The following is a 17,556-nucleotide window of genomic DNA, read 5'->3' as shown; positions in this document are numbered from 1 at the left end:
ATGCGTAGTGTTGTCCAGCGTGTTAAACGCGCCTCGGTAAAAGTGTTGGGAGAAACAGTCGGGGAAATTTCTGCAGGGCTTTTGGTTTTATTAGGTGTAGGGTTAAAGGACCAAGAAGCGGACATTGCCTGGATGGTAGATAAACTCAGCGGGCTGAGGATATTTGAAGATTCGGCTGGCAAGATGAATCGTTCCCTTTTGGATGCAGGAGGAGAAATTTTGTTAGTTTCCCAGTTTACGCTCTACGGGGATTGTCGAAGCGGAAAACGGCCAAGCTTTACGGCCGCTTCCCCGCCTGAAAGGGCGAAGATTATTTTTGAGCAAGCTAAAGAAGGGCTTCGCAACAAAGGATTACACGTAGAAACCGGTGTATTCCAGGCAGAAATGGACGTTGAATTAGTTAATGACGGACCGGTGACGATTCTTTTGGACAGTGAGAAAACGTTCTAAAGGAGGCTTAACAATGATTGATGGACGTGCGGTGGGGCTCATGGGGGCAAATTGTTATCTCTATGCTTGTATGGAAAGCAAGAAAGCCGTATTGATCGATCCAGGAGCTGATGGAAAAATGATTCATCGTTGGGTTACGGATAAAGGTCTTCATATCGACTATATCTTATTAACCCATGGGCATGTGGATCACATTGGAGCTGTCGATGAATTAAGGACCCTGCTGGGAGATGTCCAGGTAGGGATACATCCAGGAGATGCTGAAATGCTCACTGATGGCCGAAAAAACCTCTCCAGTTATTTTGGCCCTGGGATAGTTCTCAAAAGTGCTGATTTCCTTTTGGAAGATGGACAGGAAATTTCAGTGGGCAAAGAACGGTTGAAAGTGTTACATACTCCCGGTCATTCTCCCGGAGGGGTATGCCTTTGGAGTTCGGAAGGATTGTTCAGCGGAGATACTCTTTTTGCCGGATCCATTGGACGAACTGATTTCCCGGGTGGTTCCATGGAATTGCTCATTCGTGGGATCAAAGAAAAACTCTTCACTCTTCCTGACAATACCAGAGTATTGCCCGGACATGGCGAAGAGACAAGTATCGGGGAAGAAAAACGCGATAATCCTTATTTAACGTAATCTTCTCAAAGAGTGTTGCATAACAGCAGAACAGTCTGCACATTGACAAATAGCAATTATTTGTTAAAATAGTGGATAAACTATTATGTATACATTATGTTGAAGTATTTCTATTCATCAAGACCGCTTGGAAGCTATGGCGTATAACTTTCTACAGGGAGGGCTAGCGTGACTGGAACTAGCCTGAGAGATACGTGATAGGACAGCCAAGCGGGAGTAGCTGATACTGCGGATGGTCTCGTTAACGACTAAAAAGTGGGCGGATAAATTCCGTCAATAAGGGTGGCACCACGAGAAGTTCTCGTCCCTTGCTCAAAGCAAGGAACGAGAACTTTTTATAATCCTATAGCCTATATTATTTCCTAAGGAGGAACGACCATGGCGATTCAACGACCAAAAGGAACTCAGGACTTGCTGCCGGGGACCGTCGAACAGTGGCAATACCTCGAAGAAACAATTCGGAAGGTCTGTCGGGACTATGGGTATGAAGAAATTCGAACGCCAATTTTCGAGGCAACGGAACTTTTTCAGCGAGGAGTAGGTCAAACAACAGATATTGTAAAAAAAGAAATGTATACTTTTTTAGACAAGGGAGACCGGTCGATGACCTTACGACCGGAGGGTACGGCTTCTGTCTGCCGGGCCTATGTTGAGGACAAGCTTTATGGTCAATCGCAGCCGGTTAAGCTTTATTACAGTGGGCCAATGTTCCGCTATGAGCGGCCTCAAAGCGGACGATTTCGCCAGTTTCATCAATTTGGAGTGGAAGTCTTAGGCGCCGATCAACCTATCGTTGATGCTGAAGTCATTTGTTTAGTTTGGGATTTGTATCAACGGCTCGGATTAAAAGGTTTGGAAGTTCATCTTAATTCAGTAGGATGTCCAACCTGCCGAGCTGCTCATCGGGAGCAATTGCAAAGGTTCTTGACGACCCGCAAGTCTGAATTGTGTCAGGACTGCCAGGAACGTTATGAACGAAATCCTTTGCGGATTTTGGATTGCAAAAATCCTAATTGTCAAGCGGTAACTGAAGGAGCGCCAACGACTTTAGATACCCTTTGTGATGACTGCCGAAGTCATTTCGAAAAAGTATTAAGTTTATTATCTGGGGCTGGAGTAGCCTATAGGGTTGACCCTCGTTTGGTTAGAGGGCTTGATTATTACACTAAAACGGCTTTTGAAGTCATGGTGGAGGAAATCGGGGCCCAGAGCGCTATCTGCGGAGGAGGACGTTATGACGGCCTTGTGGAAGAAATTGGAGGACCGGCCACTCCGGGCATCGGTTTTGCAATGGGATTAGAGCGGGTCTTAGCAGCTCTTCAAGTACAGGGTAAATTCCCTGACCCGAAGCCGAAACTTTTTGCTATGCTTATTGCTTTAGGAGATAAGGCTCAAAACGAAGGGTTCACGATGATGAATGCTTTACGCGGAAAAGGAGTTCCGGTACGCATGGATCTCCTGGGCCGCAGCTTAAAAGCGCAGTTAAAAGCTGCCAATCGTGAAGGAGCAGAGTTTGCTCTTATTTTGGGAGAAGAGGAGTTGGAACGACAGGTTCTTCTTCTTAGAGATTTAAACTCAGGAGAGCAAACCGAAGTTCCTTTGTCTAAAGCCATTGAAGTCATTTATATGAAGCATCGGAGAGGAGTTTAAGTAATGACAGTATTTTCGGAACGTGTTCCCAATGGTGAGTTGGATTTGAACCGAATGGGTGATGAGGTACGATTGTTAGGCTGGGTCCAGCGTCGTCGTGACCATGGCGGTTTAATATTTGTTGATCTTCGAGATCGCTCAGGTCTAGTTCAGGTTGTTTTTGATCCAGAAAAGATGGAAGACAGTTTTAGTTTGGCCGAAAGCCTTCGCTCGGAGTATGTTGTCTCCATCTTAGGGCAAGTGATTGCCCGTCCCGAAGGAATGATAAATCCTAATTTAGCCACAGGTAAAATTGAAGTTGTCGCTAAAAAACTGGAAGTTTTAAATGGAGCCAAAACGCCGCCCTTTTATCTTATCGATCGGGTCGATGTCGATGAAACTGTGCGTTTGAAATACCGTTATCTTGATTTGCGCCGTCCGGAAATGCAGGCTGTATTTAAAACACGGCACAAAGTAACTCAAATCATGCGCAACTTTTTTGACAGCCAGGGTTTTTATGAAATTGAGACACCAATGCTTGTTAACTCATCACCTGAAGGTGCCAGAGATTACCTTGTTCCCAGCCGCGTTCATCCGGGAGAATTTTATGCGCTGCCTCAGTCTCCGCAACAATTTAAGCAACTGTTAATGGTTGGCGGGTTGGAGAAATACTTCCAAATCGTCCGTTGTTTTCGGGATGAAGACCTGAGAGCAGATCGACAGCCGGAATTTACGCAGCTTGATGTGGAGATGTCTTTCGTCGAAGTTGAAGATATTCTGTCCATGATGGAACAGTTAATGGTTCGAATCTTCTCGGAAACTATCGGCAAGTCGATTGCGGTTCCTTTTCCGCGCTTAACCTATAAAGAAGCGATGGACCGATTTGGTTCGGATAAACCGGATACACGCTTCGGCATGGAACTCATCGATGTGGGAGAGATTGTCGGAAAGTCAGGTTTTAAGGTCTTTGCTAATGTAGTGGCAAACGGCGGAAGTGTAAAATGTCTCTGTGCCAAAGGGTGTGCAGGAATGCCCCGCCGCGAAATTGATGATCTGGGAAAATTCGTCGCTGCTTACCGCGCTAAAGGTTTAGCCTGGATCGTCTTTGCCGAGGAAGGAATCAAATCTCCCATTACAAAATTCTTCACTGAAGAAGAAATGCAAGCCCTGATCGAAGTTTCAAAGGCTGAAACCGGAGATATCTTGTTCTTCGTTGCCGATAAATATCCTATTGTTTGTGATGCCTTAGGCCATTTGCGCTTGGAGTTAGCGAAACGAATGAACCTTATCCCTGAGGATATGTTCAATTTTCTCTGGGTTACAGAGTTTCCGCTTTTGGAATATGATGAGGAAGAAAAACGCTATGTCGCTATTCACCATCCCTTTACAGCGCCAATGGATGAAGATCTGCCGATTTTAGAGACAGATCCTTTGCAAGTACGGGCCAAAGCTTATGACATGGTTCTCAATGGTACAGAACTCGGCGGCGGTAGCATTCGCATTCATCGCCGGGGTGTTCAAGAGCAGCTATTTAGCTTGCTGGGATTATCTGAGGAGGAAGCAGTGGCTCAATTTGGGCATCTTTTAGAGGCCTTTGAATTCGGAACACCTCCTCATGGCGGGATTGCCTTTGGACTTGACCGTATGATTATGCTTCTGACAGGTAAAGATAATATTCGTGATGTTATAGCCTTCCCTAAAACGCAAAGCGCTTCGGATCTTATGGCTCATGCCCCATCTCAAGTTTCGGACAAACAATTAAAAGAGTTAAGCATAAAAACTGTTTTGAAATAGGGCCTGGAGGTATAAGTGTACCTTTTGCTTGATGAATTTTCCGGCAAAATGTTCTTGTATTTTAAGGGAACTATTTGACATAATCCCGGTACTTAGATATAATAGCATTGTAGCTACCCCCTTAGGGTATCGGAGGAAAACGGTATGATAAATTCAACGACTTATTCAGAATCGAAAGAAGATATCCTGCGCAGACTAAAAAAAATTGAAGGTCAAGTTAAAGGGATACAGCGCATGATTGAGAGTGACAAGTACTGTGTTGATGTACTGATCCAGGTTGCGGCTGCGCGTGCTGCCCTTAACAAAGTTGGTACCATTGTTTTTGAACATCATTCTCGTGGATGTATGCGTAATGCAGTTGAAAGCAATGATCAGGAAGCCGCCATCGAAGAACTAATTGGGGTGCTAACCAAATTTATTAAGTAAGCAAAAGTTACAATTAATTTAATTGGGGGGATTATCATGGCAGGTGCAAATGTTAAAACCTTTACGACAGCAAATTTCGACGCAGAAGTTTTAAAATCTGAAAAACCGGTTTTGGTAGATTTCTGGGCTCCATGGTGCAGCCCATGCCGGATGGTAGCTCCGGTCGTTGAAGAGTTGGCAGACTCTTATGTCGGCAAAATGGTCATTGGTAAGGTCGATGTTGATGAGAATGGACCTATTGCCGGGCAATACGGAGTTATGAGTATTCCAACACTTGCGATTTTTAAAGGCGGTAAGTTGGTTGACAAAATCGTAGGTTTCCGGGGAAAACCGGATCTCGTGAAAATGATCGAAGCTCAGCTTTAAAGTGAACTCGTTCAGGTCTTAAAAACTGGATCAAACTTATAATTTCTGAGTGAGAATCCTTAAAAGTATATAGTTAACGTCTATTGAATGAGACTATAGTCCAAAAACAGAGCCTTCCGCATAGTTGTTTTGCTATGCGGAAGGCTCTTTAGATATTTACTCTTGAGTACGTTCTTTTCCCATTCCTGAAGGGGTGTAAAATACCTGTCCTTGAACTTGGGGAGGAAGATAATCTTGTTTCACCCAATGATTTGGGTAGTTATGGGGGTAGAGATAACCTTGTCCATTACCTAATTTGTCAGCCCCTGAGTAACTGCTGCTCCGAAGGTGGAGAGGAACCTCACCGGTGGGATTGCTTTTCACATAAGCTAAGGCTTTGTCAATACTGGCTTCAGCGCTGTTGCTTTTGGGAGCGGCAGCGATGGCTAAAACGGCTTGGGCCATAGGGATTCTTGCCTCAGGCATGCCGATCCATTCGAGGGCATTGGCAGCGGCTTGAGCTTGAAGCATGACCATGGGGTCGGCGAGACCGACATCCTCTGAGGCATGGACGATAATTCGGCGCATAATAAAACGAGGGTCTTCACCGGCTTCCAGTAAAACTGCTAACCAATAGAGGGCGGCATCAGGGTCCGAGCCACGCATACTTTTAATAAATGCGGAAATGATGTCATAATGATTATCTCCGGATTTATCAAAGCGCAGAGCACGCTGTTGAATGGATTCTTCGGCAATCTCAAGGGAGATACAGCGGATACCATCTGCGGCAGGAGTCGTCATTACAGCGAGTTCCAGGGCATTAAGGGCTCTGCGTAAATCCCCATTGGCATAATTTAACCAATGCTCCCAGGCCGGGGGGGATATTTGAACATTGCAGCGGCCTAAGCCGCGTTCTGAATCTTGCAAAGCTTTTTCGAGGCCGAGACGAATTTCAGAAGGAGTAAGAAGTTCTAAATGGAATAAGGTTGAACGGCTTAGAAGAGCAGAATTTAATTCGAAAAAGGGATTTTCGGTAGTTGCTCCAATAAAGGTAATCGTGCCGTTTTCAACGGAGGGTAATAATGCGTCTTGCTGGCTTTTGTTAAAACGATGAACTTCATCACAGAAGACTAACGTTTTTTTACCATAAAGGTGAAGCTCTTCGGTTGCCTGGACAGTTATCTCGCGCAGTTCTTTGACACCTGAAGTAACGGCGTTAATTCGGACAAAGTGAGACGTAGTTTGCGAGGCAATGACCTGAGCTAAACTAGTCTTGCCCGTACCGGGCGGACCGTAGAGAATCAAGGACGAAACACGGTCCGCTTCAATTGCCCGTCGGAGCAGCTTTCCGGGACCAAGTATATGTTGCTGCCCAATATATTCATCAAGAGTTCGTGGGCGCATTCTCTCGGCAAGCGGGGCAACTTGTCGCTGATCGAAAGTAGCTGAAAACAAATTCATTGAGCTGATGTTCCTTTCTAGGAGGATTTAAAGTACTGTTTAAATCATACTTGAATTATAGCATATGGAGGTACAACCCTTAAGGAATTTCGGTTTATTAAATAGTCTATAAAGCCAATATTAAAAAGAATAGTAAAAGAGTTGGATATAGCCTTGACAAATTCCGACTATTTTAATAAGATATCCATAGAAAGATCAAACGAGGATTTATAATTCTTGGAAAGAGGTGAGGGTGTGAAACTCTCTACCAAAGGTCGATATGGAGTTAGGGCTATGTTTGACTTAGCCCAGCATATGGGTGAAGGTCCTGTATCCTTAAAAAGCATTTCTGAAAGGCAAGGAATTTCTGAACATTACTTGGAACAGCTTATTGCCGGATTACGCAAAGCAGGACTGGTAAAAAGCGTTCGAGGGGCTCAAGGCGGTTATTTACTCGGAAGAGAACCCGACAAAATCAAAGTTGGCGATATTATTCGGGTTTTGGAAGGGCCAATAGCTCCTACCGAATGTGTCTCTGAGGAAGATCCGGAATGTTGCACCAAGTCGGAATATTGCGTTACTCGGACGATTTGGGAGAAGGTTCGAGACTCAATCGCCGAAGTTTTAGATTCCATTACCCTGGAAACAATGCTTGAGGACGCCCAAAAATTTGAATCCGAACGCAGCTTATATATGTACTATATCTGACCACTGTTTCACAACAACAATAAAGGGAGTGAGCCTATGCGGCGAGTTTACTTAGATCACAGTGCTACGACCCCGGTTGATCCAGAAGTAGCAGCATTAATGATGACTTACTATACTGAGAAATACGGCAATCCTTCGAGTGTTCATAGTTTTGGCAGAGAAGCCAAGCAAGCCCTGGAGGAGGCCCGACGCCAAGTTGCTGAATTAATCGGTGCAGAACCTTCAGAAGTTACTTTTACCAGCGGAGGAACAGAAGCTGATAATTTGGCCATTCTTGGGACAGCAGAAGCCTTGAGCAAGAAAGGCAAGCATATTATTACCACTGCAGTAGAACATCATGCTGTGCTGGAAACTTGCGAATATCTGGAGAAGAACGGTTTTGATCTAACCATTGTTCCTGTAGATGAAGAAGGGATTGTCTCCGTGGAGTCCGTTAAAAAGGCCATCCGACCGGATACAATTCTCATCACCATGATGCACGCTAATAACGAAGTGGGAGCGATCCAGCCTGTTGCTGAAATCGGTAAACTGGCTAAAGAGCACGGCATTGTCTTTCATGTTGATGCTGTTCAATCTCTCGGTAAAATTCCTATTGACGTCAAAACAATGGCTATAGACCTTTTGACCATCTCCAGCCATAAAATTTACGGTCCTAAGGGTGTTGGGGCGCTTTATATCCGCAAGGGTGTCCGGGTTGCTCCCCGAATCTATGGCGGCGGGCAAGAAAAGAAACGCCGTTCGGGTACGGAAAACACTCCGGGAATCATCGGCTTCGGCAAGGCTTGTGAGCTTGCCGGTCAGCGGATGGCTGAAGATGCTCAGCGTCTTAGCAAGCTTCGAGATAAACTCATGAATGGGATTATAGAGAAAATTGATTATGTAAAAATAAATGGACCACTTGGTGACAAACGTTTGCCGAACAATGTCAATGTCAGTATCCAATTTGTTGAAGGAGAATCTCTGCTGCTCTCTTTAGATATGCTGGGAATTGCAGCTTCGAGCGGCTCGGCTTGCACTTCTGGTTCCTTAGATCCTTCCCATGTTTTATTAGCCATGGGGCTGGTGCACGAAATTGCTCATGGATCTCTGCGCTTTACCTTAGGACATCAGAATACGGAAGAGGACATTGATTATGTTCTTGAACAATTGCCCAAGATTGTTGATCGTCTGCGTATGATGTCGCCTCTTTACGATCAAGCAGTTCATGCTAAGCAGGCACAGTAAAAGCTGGAGGATATTAACTATTTACGGCGTGAAATCCCTGCGATTACTGCTAAAAGATAGAATAAAATCATAACAACGGGATTATTTAGTGGAAATTGCAAAAAAAGGAGTGGGCAAGAATGTATACTGAAAAAGTCATGGATCATTTTACAAATCCCCGAAATGTTGGGGAAATCGAAAACGCTAATGGCGTCGGCGAAGTTGGGAATGCAAAATGTGGAGATATCATGCGTATTTATTTAGACGTTGAAGGGGACGTTATTAAGGACGTCAAGTTTAAAACGTTTGGCTGTGGAGCAGCCGTTGCTACCAGCAGCATGGTTACGGAGATGGTTAAAGGGAAAACTCTTGACGAAGCTCTGGAGATTTCCAACGCTGCAGTAGCTGAAGCTTTAGGAGGGCTGCCTCCGGCTAAGATGCATTGTTCTAACCTTGCAGCGGATGCGCTCCACGCAGCTATTAAAGACTATCATGAAAAACAGGAAAAAAAGGAATAGATGATGATGGCTCTGACTACAAAGCCTAAAGTCGTAGTAGGTATGAGCGGCGGTGTGGATAGTTCCATGGCCGCCGCTTTACTTAAAGAACAAGGCTATGAAGTGATTGGGGTAACCTTACAGATTTGGGAATCAGCCGGACCGGAAGTCGAAGGAGGATGTTGTTCGATTTCGGCTATTGACGATGCCAGGCGAGTTGCCTATCAACTTGGGATACCCCATTACGTTATGAATTTTCGCTCTTATTTTCAGGAAACTGTTGTTGATTATTTTACTCAGTCATATTTAGAGGGAGAAACTCCGAATCCTTGTTTGGCTTGTAACAAATATGTTAAATTCGGAGAAATGCTGCGTAAAGCTCGCGGCTTGGGAGCGGATTACATCGCTACAGGGCATTATGCGCAAGTTCTCCGCGACCCGGATAGTAATCGCTTTCTCCTAAGTAAAAGTTCGGATGAACGGAAGGATCAAACCTATGCTCTCTACATGCTAAATCAAGAACAACTTGCCCATACAATTTTTCCTTTAGGAGAGTTTACAAAAGTTCAGGTTCGCAAAATGGCGGGTGACCTAGGCTTAGGGGTTGCCAACAAACCGGACAGCCAAGAGATCTGTTTCGTTCCCGATGATGATTATGCTTCCTTTGTACGTGAACGAGCGAAAAATAAAATTAAACCGGGGAACTTTGTCGATCAGCAAGGAAATGTTTTAGGAAGGCATCAAGGTATTATTCATTATACAATTGGCCAGCGGAAAGGGCTGGGAGTTGCTTTTGGCAAACCCAAATATGTTGTTGGTTTAAACCCCTCCCGCAATGAAGTTGTTCTTGGCGATGACCATGAGGTCTATTCAGATACCCTTTGGGCGACAAATTTGAATTGGATTTCTATCCCTGATTTAAAGGAGCCAATCAAAGCAGAGGCCAAAATTCGTTATAATTCTTCCGGTGCGCCGGCAACCCTTTCACCTTTAAGCGGGGGTAAGGTCTTGGTACATTTCGATAAACCCCAGCGTGCAATAACTCCAGGGCAAGCTGTTGTTTTTTATCAAGGAAATCTAGTCGTAGGCGGCGGTAAAATAAGCGCCCAAACTGACCATTAATTTTACCGAATTATGAATGAATTCTTGAGTACCAGGGAAGAGTATACATAGGATTTCTTAGGAGGTGAAAAGGATGCGCCGTTCACGTGAGATTGTCGGCCTGCCTGTTTTGGATTTGAAAAAGGGAGGATCAATAGGTTGGGTACAGGACTTGGTTTTGGACTGCAACAAAGATGAAGTTGCCGGTATTCTCCTGGAAGGCGGACATCTCTTTCACACGACGAAAGGAATTCCCCGTAAGGCCATTGTAAGTGTGGGTAAGGATGCAGTTACAATCCAAGAAAAAACCTTGGAAGAACTCAGGGGAACACGATGGTCTGAAAAAATCGGGAATGAAGTCTATACCCAAGCTGGAGACTCAAGAGGAACGATTGAGGATATTTTTGTTGATGATTCCGTAAAAAAGTTGGTTGGCTTTGAGATCTCAGACGGACTCTTCGCAGACCTTCTTCATGGCCGGGGTACGATCCTGAGGCCGCACGTCATGATCGATGGGAAGGATATCTTAATCGTTGATAATCAAGTATCTCCCTTGGATCAAGCAAATGAAGGGGGCTTTCAATCATGAATTGTCCGGTTTGCTCGGGGCGCGCCATAGGTAAGGTCGGAGTCGAACAGTATTATTGCTGGGATTGTTGTGTGGAATTCACAACTCAAACAGACAAAGTTGTCGTTTACGATTTAGCAGAAGACGGTTCTTTAGTAGCTTGGAACGATCCTGCTCTGGATCAAGAGCCACCGAATGCCGCAGTTGAATAACTTGGTTGGCAGTAATCAAACTCTATTGCAGGTATTGCTAAAGCGCGCGCTTTGCGCGCTTTTTCTATATTGGTATTGTAGGAATTGTAAAACGAATGAACATGGCGAGGGGCGTGGTTATTAATGGATGCAAATATAAGCCGTCCCTATTGGAAGAATATTCCTTGGAAATGGTTGTTTGGCGTTGCTTGTCTTGTTTTAGGAATACTTTTGCTCCTAAAAGTTAAAACAATTTTAGGCCCCTTTGTTATGGGCTTTTTGTTGGCCTATTTAATGAACCCATTTGTTGATGGTCTCGAAAAGCAGGGAATTAGCCGCAATAAAGCAATTGCCGTGGTATTTATCGTAATTCTAATAATCATAGCATTGGCTGTTTTCTTGATTCTGCCAATTGTCTATACGGAACTTGGAAAATTAGTATCAATTTTACCGGCGACGATCCAGACAATTAACGAAGAAATCGAGAAGTTTAGGAATCATTTTAAAGCCAGTGGATTGCCTGATCGCGTGGCGATGGTTATCGATCAACATCTTGGACAAGGAGAAATCATACTTGCCGATCGACTCAATAAGGTTATCGCCGGTTTGCCGGGTCTCTTGTCTACAGTAACCCTTTACATACTATCGCCGGTAATCACGATTTATTTATTGGCTGATTGGAAGAAAATCAGTATTCGATTTTATCGTTTGGTTCCTCAACGTCAGCGTATGGAATGGAGACGTCTGTGGCAGGACATTAGCCATACGGTGCGTCGATTTGTCCGGGGGGATTTGGCTGTTGCCGTTATTGTAGGATTACTCATCGGTATTGGGGTAAAGCTGGTGGGGATGGAGTATGCTTTGCTTATCGGTTTAATATGCGGGGTGTTTGATTTAATCCCTTATTTTGGGCCTGTGATCGGCGCTGTGCCTTCAGTCTTGTTGGCCCTAACCAAGTCTCCGGGAATGGCTTTAAAAGTTGCTCTGGTTATCTTGGTTGTCCAACAAATTGAAGGAAATATAATATCTCCAAAATTAATGGGAGACAGTGTGGGACTTCATCCTCTCTGGGTTATGTTTGCCCTCTTAGCCGGCGGCGAGATCGCAGGATTTTGGGGAATGCTGCTTGCAGTTCCATGTGCCGCCGTGATTCGGGTATTACTTCGGCATTTTTACAACAAGCTCGTCTCGCCCCAAGTTTGAGACGGTTGACAAAGAAGTCCTTACCTGTATATACTTTAGAAATAATGAGAATTTGTGTAAACGAATGAGAATACGTGTTTTTTAGCCCGAAATTAAGCAGGGTAGCAGCTCGAAACATCTCGTCCCTGACAGTTGTGGGGAAGGGATTATTTTTTAGTGCGATGAATCTAAAGGAGTGTTTTCGAATGTATACAGGTAATCAATTAAGGGATATGTTTCGCAAGTTTTTTGAGGAGAGAGGGCATAAGATATTACCTAGTGCTTCGCTCATTCCTAAAGATGATCCAACCTTGTTGCTAACGGTTGCGGGCATGGTTCCCTTTAAGCCGTACTTTCAGCGCCGCGTTGAGCCGCCATTTCCCAGAGCCACAACGGCTCAGAAATGTGTGCGTACGCCGGATCTGGAAGAGGTGGGGAAAACCGCACGCCATCATACATATTTTGAGATGTTGGGAAATTTTTCGTTTGGCGATTATTTTAAAAATGAAGTAATTCCCTGGGCCTGGGAATATGTAACTGAAGTCTTGAAAATTCCTGCCGAGAAGCTTTGGATTACCGTTTATCCGGAAGATGAGGAAGCGAAAAAACTATGGCTTGAAAAAGCCGGTGTTAAGCCGGAAAGAATCGTTGGAGATCCGGAAAACTTTTGGGCAGCCGGCCCGACAGGACCTTGCGGGCCTTGTTCGGAAATCTATGTTGATCTCGGTGAGTCCAGAGGGTGCGGACAACCGGATTGTGCCGTAGGATGTGATTGCGACCGCTTTTTGGAGATTTGGAATTTGGTATTCATGCAGTATAATCGAGATGAGGCCGGAGTTCTAACACCTTTGCCTAAACAAAATATTGATACAGGGATGGGGTTGGAACGGATTGCTTCTGTTATGCAAGGAGTGGAGACTAATTTCGATACGGACTTATTCCGCCCGATTATTGATTTTGTTGCCAGTCTTGTGGGCATAAAGTATAAGGAGAATCCTAAAAATGATCTTGCTTTGAAAGTAGTTTCTGATCATGTAAGGGCGATTTCCTTTATGCTGGCAGACGGAATTCGGCCGAATAATGAAGGACGAGGGTATGTTTTACGCCGTATTTTGCGACGTGCAGTTCGCTATGCCAAACTTCTTGGGATTGATAAACCATTTTTGGAGTCGGTATTTCGAATTATTCAAAGAGATTATGCTCAAGCCTATCCTGAGCTGATTGAAAATGAGAATTTTATTATTAATCATTTGAATTTAGAAGAGAAAAACTTTCAGGCAACGTTGGAACAAGGAATGCAAATGCTGCAAGATAAGGTCAAAGAGCTAATTGAGAAGGGAGAAACGGTTTTAGCCGGCCCTGATGCTTTTTACCTTTATGAGACTTACGGCTTTCCCGTGGAATTGACAGAAGAAATTTTGGCGGAACAAGGACTTTCTGTAGATATGCCATCCTTCCAAACTTCTGCTGAAGAACACCGTCAGCGAGCCAAGGAACAGTCTCAGCAGATGCGGGCTGTCGCTGAAAGTGCGGATTTGGTTCAAAAAGTTAAAGCATTGGGAGTAACGCCTTTTGTAGGTTATCAGCAAATCTCCAATACGACAAAGATCGTCGGTTTATTTGTGGATGGGGAAGATAGGCAAGATGCCGGCGAAGGCGAAGAAGTTACTGTTTTCTTGGCTGAAACACCCTTTTATGCCGAAAGCGGCGGTCAAGTCTCAGATAAGGGCGTCTTGAAAACCTCACGGGCGGAGGCTCGAGTCTTGGAGGTAAAAAAAGGTGTTACGGGAACCCTATACCATCGGGTTGAGATTCTGACCGGGGTTTTGCATGTCGGAGAAACCGTAGAAGCAGCTGTTGATAATTCGGATCGTATGGCAACAGCACGGCATCACAGCGCCACACATCTCTTACAAGCGGCACTGCGTTCCGTTCTTGGGGAACATGTGCAGCAAGCAGGGTCTTTGGTGACAACAGAGCGCTTGCGTTTTGACTTTACTCATTTTTCCCCCCTAACTCCAGATGATCTAAAAGCCGTTGAAGGCCTTATTAATGAGGCAGTCTTGAAAAATATGACCGTTGATGCTACGGAAATGTCTTTGGATGAGGCTAAACAAAGCGGAGCTACTGCTCTTTTTGGCGAAAAATATGGTGAAAGAGTTCGTGTTGTAACCATGGAAACCTTCAGTAAGGAATTGTGCGGCGGAACTCACGTTCACAGCACGGGAGAAATCGGACTGGTTAAAATTCTCAGTGAAGGCGGAATTGGTGCCGGTTTACGCAGAATCGAAGCCGTGGCAGGTTTAGAAGCCTTGAATTATCTCCGTTCCCTTGATGAGCAAGTAATGGAAGTTGCTCAAGTGCTCAAAGCTCAACCGACAGATGTGGGCAAACGAGTTCAAGGTCTTGTTGCTCAAGTCAAGGATCTGGAGCGAGATATTTCGCAGCTTCAGGCAAAGCTCAGCAAAAATGAAGCGGAAGGTTTGCTAAACCGCGTTGCTGAGATTGAAGGAATTTCTGTACTTGCTGCTCAAGTTCAGGCCTCTGATATGGAAGGGCTTCGGCAGATGGCAGATCTTTTGCGCGGTAAATTGAAGGCCGGAGTTATAGTTTTGGGAGCTGTCCATGAAGGAAAGGTAAACTTTGTTACAACTGTCAGCCCAACAGGTTTAAGCGGGCTTCATGCCGGACAGATTATTAAGGAAGTCGCGAAAATCGCCGGCGGGAGCGGCGGCGGCCGTCCCGATATGGCGCAAGCCGGAGGGAAAGACCCCAGTAAGCTGGGTGAGGCCATAGATCGAGTGCCAACGATTCTTCGTGGATTATTAAAGAAATAGAGGAGAAGGACTAGGACAGCGAGAATATATAGTTAGTAGGTAAACAAAGGACAGCGAAAGGGGGACAGGAAAATGGATCGTATGGAAGAAACCATGATGTTTAAGGCTGTCGGGGAAGAAGATATATCCGCGCGTGAGGTTCTGCAGAAAGTTTATGCGGCCTTACAAGAAAAAGGATATGACCCTATTAACCAAATGGTGGGTTATCTCATGTCGGGTGACCCGGTCTATATAACCAGCCACAATCAGGCACGGGCAATGATTCGTAAACTTGAACGCTTTGAGCTGATCGAAGAACTCGTTAAGTCCTACTTGCAGGAGAAATAAAGCAAAACTGGCCTTGGTGTCAGGGGCAGGGATAATTAACGTTTTGAAACTCCGCATCACTGATCGTGGTGCGGAGTTTGTTACTTTTATCAGGGTTTTGGCCAGTGAAGGAGCAGAGATTGCGGCTGCTCTGAGCTGCCGGGGATGGAAAAGTACGTAAAGCGCTTAAAGACTTTAACAAGGGAAGGAGACAGAGATGAATCAGGTTAAACTAGGTTCATGGGGGCCGTTAGTGTCTGAGATTTGTTTTGGAAGTCTGGCGATTTCCCCTTTGCAGGGGCGAGTTACTGAAGCTCAGGGAGTCGACGTTTTAAAGTATGCTCTTGAACGGGGGATCAACTGGATTGACACTGCAGAAATATACGATAACTACGGGCAAATAGCACAAGCTGTCAAGAATTACCCTCAGGTTCGAATTATTAGTAAATCTTATGCCGTTACAGAACAAGACTTGCGTAAAAGCCTCGAGAAAGCGCGTTCAGAACTGAATAGGGATGTTCTGGATTTCTTTTTGCTTCATGAACAAGAAAGTGCTCTGACGTTAAAGGGACATTCAAGAGCTTGGGAGGAACTGCTGCGGGCCAAAGAAAAAGGGTTGGTGCGCTGGATTGGCATCTCTACCCATGCTGTAGACGGTGTTCGTGCGGGCGCCCTTCAGCCAGGGCTGGATGTTATTCACCCGATTATAAATTACCAGGGACTGGGGATTATTGACGGCACTTTGGATGATATGCTGCAGGCTCTGTCCTTTGCCGCAGAGATCGGGGTTGGAATTTATGCTATGAAAGTGTTTGGAGGCGGTCACCTAAGCCAAGATCCTCAAAAGGCTATTGATTTCATCAAAAAGGTTCCGGGTATTCAGGCTATGGCTTTAGGAATGTCGAGTCCTGATGAAGTGGATTATAATCTTCTTCTGGTGTCCGGCCAAGAGGTACCTCAAGCTCTTCGAGAAAAGGTTAAGCATAAACCAAGGAAGCTTTATATTGCAGACTGGTGTGAAGGATGTGGACGCTGTCAGGAGGCTTGCCCACAGAATGCTTTACATATTGAGAAGACGGCTGTTGTGGATCAGGAGGCCTGTGTGCTCTGCGGGTATTGCGGGAGGGTATGTCCGCATTTTTGCTTGAAAATTGTTTAGGTGGGGAGTCGGGCGATTTTCCTTTCTGCTTTTGAGAGACTTTGGGGTCGGGGGGAGTGGCATGGGCTCCGCTTCGCAAACTAGCGTAAATCGCTCAGCTCCGGCTATGTCGCTCCCCTTGCTCAAGGGTCTTGTGAGCGGGAAATGACTGGGGTCAAATCGGCCCGTCTCTGCAGGTATGGAGAGGACGGGGATGATGTGGGTTAGGGAAGGTGGATTTGGATGCGGATTATGGGTTTGGATTTTGGTTCTAAGACGATTGGGGTGGCGGTGAGTGATGCGTTGTTTTTGACGGCGCAGGGAGTTAAGACTATTCGACGCTCCCCGAAGGAGATTGAGGAATTAGGGGAATTGCTTAAGGAGTATGAGGTGTCTGAGATCGTTATTGGTTATCCGAAGAATATGAATGGTACGTTGGGGCCGCGCTGTGCTTTGACGGATGAATTTGTGGAGCGTTTGCTTGCAGAGTTTGGACTTCCTGTAGAGCGGTGGGATGAGCGTCTCAGCACGGTGGCTGCCCAGAGGACTTTGTTAGAAGCTGATGTTTCTCGGGGCAAAAGGAAGCAAGTGATTGACAAGATGGCGGCGGTCTTTATTCTGCAAGGATATTTGGATCGCAGGCATGCGAGAAATATTCCTAATTGAATATTTGACAATCATTACCTACAATAGTACAATGTCCATATTCTTAGATAAGAGGTGAAATACATGTCTGAACATAAACACGACCACGACCATGAGCATGAGCATGAGCATGACGCTGAGGAATTTGACACAGTTGTACTTACTGATGATGAAGGAAAAGACCATGAGTTTCTTCATCTTGACACTTTGGAAGTCGATGGATCAACCTATTTTGTGCTGATGCCTATTTCGGAGGAGGACTCCGAAGATGAAGATGCTGATGAAGCCATTATTCTTAAGCTCGGTAAAGATGATGAGGGCGGCGAAATGCTGCTCGACATTGAAGATGATGAAGAGTGGGAAAAAGTAGCTGACGCCTGGGAAAACTTAGTCGAATCTGAAGAGGACTAAGACAAGGACTAATTAAAGATCTTAGATTAGCGGTTTACATAATGACAGAAG

The 17,556-nt window shown here is 45.2% G+C and carries 19 protein-coding genes; 18 read left to right on the top strand and 1 reads right to left on the bottom strand.

Features of this window, described 5'->3' with window-relative positions; all coding sequences use genetic code 11:
* From dtd to trxA, 6 genes are all read left to right on the top strand, one after another.
* A complete protein-coding gene (gene dtd, locus DEAC_RS09075) occupies positions 1-450 on the top strand; it encodes a D-aminoacyl-tRNA deacylase (protein WP_047809709.1) in 450 nt (149 codons plus the stop codon).
* 13 nt (positions 451-463) lie between these two features.
* A complete protein-coding gene (locus tag DEAC_RS09070; RefSeq protein WP_047809708.1) occupies positions 464-1,084 on the top strand; it encodes an MBL fold metallo-hydrolase in 621 nt (206 codons plus the stop codon).
* 378 nt (positions 1,085-1,462) lie between these two features.
* Entirely contained in the window at positions 1,463-2,734 is a 1,272-nt protein-coding gene (hisS, locus tag DEAC_RS09065) for a histidine--tRNA ligase (RefSeq protein WP_047809707.1), read from the top strand.
* A gap of 3 nt (positions 2,735-2,737) precedes the next feature.
* Positions 2,738-4,507: an aspartate--tRNA ligase gene (gene aspS, locus DEAC_RS09060; RefSeq protein WP_047809706.1), complete on the top strand. Its 1,770-nt coding sequence runs from the start codon at positions 2,738-2,740 to the stop codon at positions 4,505-4,507.
* Between the two features lie 144 nt (positions 4,508-4,651).
* Positions 4,652-4,933, top strand: a complete 282-nt coding sequence (locus DEAC_RS09055; RefSeq protein WP_047809705.1) for a metal-sensitive transcriptional regulator — start codon at positions 4,652-4,654, stop codon at positions 4,931-4,933.
* Positions 4,934-4,969: 36 nt separating this feature from the next.
* Complete coding sequence (gene trxA / locus DEAC_RS09050) at positions 4,970-5,299, top strand: thioredoxin (RefSeq protein WP_047809704.1); 330 nt, start codon at positions 4,970-4,972, stop codon at positions 5,297-5,299.
* Positions 5,300-5,455: 156 nt separating this feature from the next.
* Here trxA and DEAC_RS09045 read toward each other — a convergent pair whose 3' ends face one another.
* Positions 5,456-6,739 carry a replication-associated recombination protein A gene (locus DEAC_RS09045; RefSeq protein WP_047809703.1) on the bottom strand — a complete coding sequence of 428 codons (1,284 nt, stop codon included), beginning with the start codon at positions 6,737-6,739 and terminating at the stop codon, positions 5,456-5,458.
* Positions 6,740-6,973: 234 nt separating this feature from the next.
* On the opposite strand from DEAC_RS09045, the gene DEAC_RS09040 reads away from it, so the two are divergent.
* The 12 genes from DEAC_RS09040 (at position 6,974) to DEAC_RS08985 (ending at position 17,505) form a co-directional block, all read left to right on the top strand.
* On the top strand, positions 6,974-7,426 hold the full coding sequence (locus tag DEAC_RS09040; RefSeq protein ID WP_047809702.1) for an RrF2 family transcriptional regulator: 453 nt from the start codon (positions 6,974-6,976) through the stop codon (positions 7,424-7,426).
* Between the two features lie 36 nt (positions 7,427-7,462).
* The gene (gene nifS / locus DEAC_RS09035; RefSeq protein WP_047809701.1) at positions 7,463-8,650 is read left to right on the top strand and encodes a cysteine desulfurase NifS; all 1,188 of its coding nucleotides are present in this window, start codon (positions 7,463-7,465) and stop codon (positions 8,648-8,650) included.
* Between the two features lie 119 nt (positions 8,651-8,769).
* The gene (nifU, locus tag DEAC_RS09030) at positions 8,770-9,147 is read left to right on the top strand and encodes a Fe-S cluster assembly scaffold protein NifU (RefSeq protein ID WP_047809700.1); all 378 of its coding nucleotides are present in this window, start codon (positions 8,770-8,772) and stop codon (positions 9,145-9,147) included.
* A 6-nt stretch (positions 9,148-9,153) separates the two neighbouring features.
* Positions 9,154-10,248: a tRNA 2-thiouridine(34) synthase MnmA gene (mnmA, locus tag DEAC_RS09025; RefSeq protein WP_047809786.1), complete on the top strand. Its 1,095-nt coding sequence runs from the start codon at positions 9,154-9,156 to the stop codon at positions 10,246-10,248.
* Between the two features lie 73 nt (positions 10,249-10,321).
* Positions 10,322-10,816, top strand: a complete 495-nt coding sequence (locus DEAC_RS09020) for a PRC-barrel domain-containing protein (protein ID WP_047809699.1) — start codon at positions 10,322-10,324, stop codon at positions 10,814-10,816.
* A complete protein-coding gene (locus DEAC_RS09015; protein ID WP_047809698.1) occupies positions 10,813-11,007 on the top strand; it encodes a hypothetical protein in 195 nt (64 codons plus the stop codon). The genes DEAC_RS09020 and DEAC_RS09015 overlap by 4 nt, the downstream gene beginning before the upstream one ends.
* A 123-nt stretch (positions 11,008-11,130) precedes the next feature.
* Complete coding sequence (locus DEAC_RS09010; protein ID WP_047809697.1) at positions 11,131-12,189, top strand: AI-2E family transporter; 1,059 nt, start codon at positions 11,131-11,133, stop codon at positions 12,187-12,189.
* Positions 12,190-12,374: 185 nt separating this feature from the next.
* Positions 12,375-15,005 carry an alanine--tRNA ligase gene (alaS, locus tag DEAC_RS09005; RefSeq protein ID WP_047809696.1) on the top strand — a complete coding sequence of 877 codons (2,631 nt, stop codon included), beginning with the start codon at positions 12,375-12,377 and terminating at the stop codon, positions 15,003-15,005.
* Between the two features lie 72 nt (positions 15,006-15,077).
* Positions 15,078-15,332: an IreB family regulatory phosphoprotein gene (locus DEAC_RS09000; RefSeq protein ID WP_047809695.1), complete on the top strand. Its 255-nt coding sequence runs from the start codon at positions 15,078-15,080 to the stop codon at positions 15,330-15,332.
* Between the two features lie 196 nt (positions 15,333-15,528).
* Positions 15,529-16,470: an aldo/keto reductase gene (locus DEAC_RS08995; RefSeq protein ID WP_047809694.1), complete on the top strand. Its 942-nt coding sequence runs from the start codon at positions 15,529-15,531 to the stop codon at positions 16,468-16,470.
* A 222-nt stretch (positions 16,471-16,692) separates the two neighbouring features.
* On the top strand, positions 16,693-17,115 hold the full coding sequence (gene ruvX / locus DEAC_RS08990) for a Holliday junction resolvase RuvX (RefSeq protein WP_047809693.1): 423 nt from the start codon (positions 16,693-16,695) through the stop codon (positions 17,113-17,115).
* A gap of 63 nt (positions 17,116-17,178) precedes the next feature.
* Positions 17,179-17,505, top strand: a complete 327-nt coding sequence (locus DEAC_RS08985) for a DUF1292 domain-containing protein (protein ID WP_047809692.1) — start codon at positions 17,179-17,181, stop codon at positions 17,503-17,505.
* The last annotated feature ends 51 nt before the right edge of the window (positions 17,506-17,556 follow it).

This window comes from Desulfosporosinus acididurans (genome assembly GCF_001029285.1).
GTDB classification, from domain to species: domain Bacteria; phylum Bacillota; class Desulfitobacteriia; order Desulfitobacteriales; family Desulfitobacteriaceae; genus Desulfosporosinus; species Desulfosporosinus acididurans.
The sequence above is the reverse complement of the archived record's forward strand: the minus strand, read 5'-3'. Positions and strand labels throughout refer to the sequence as shown.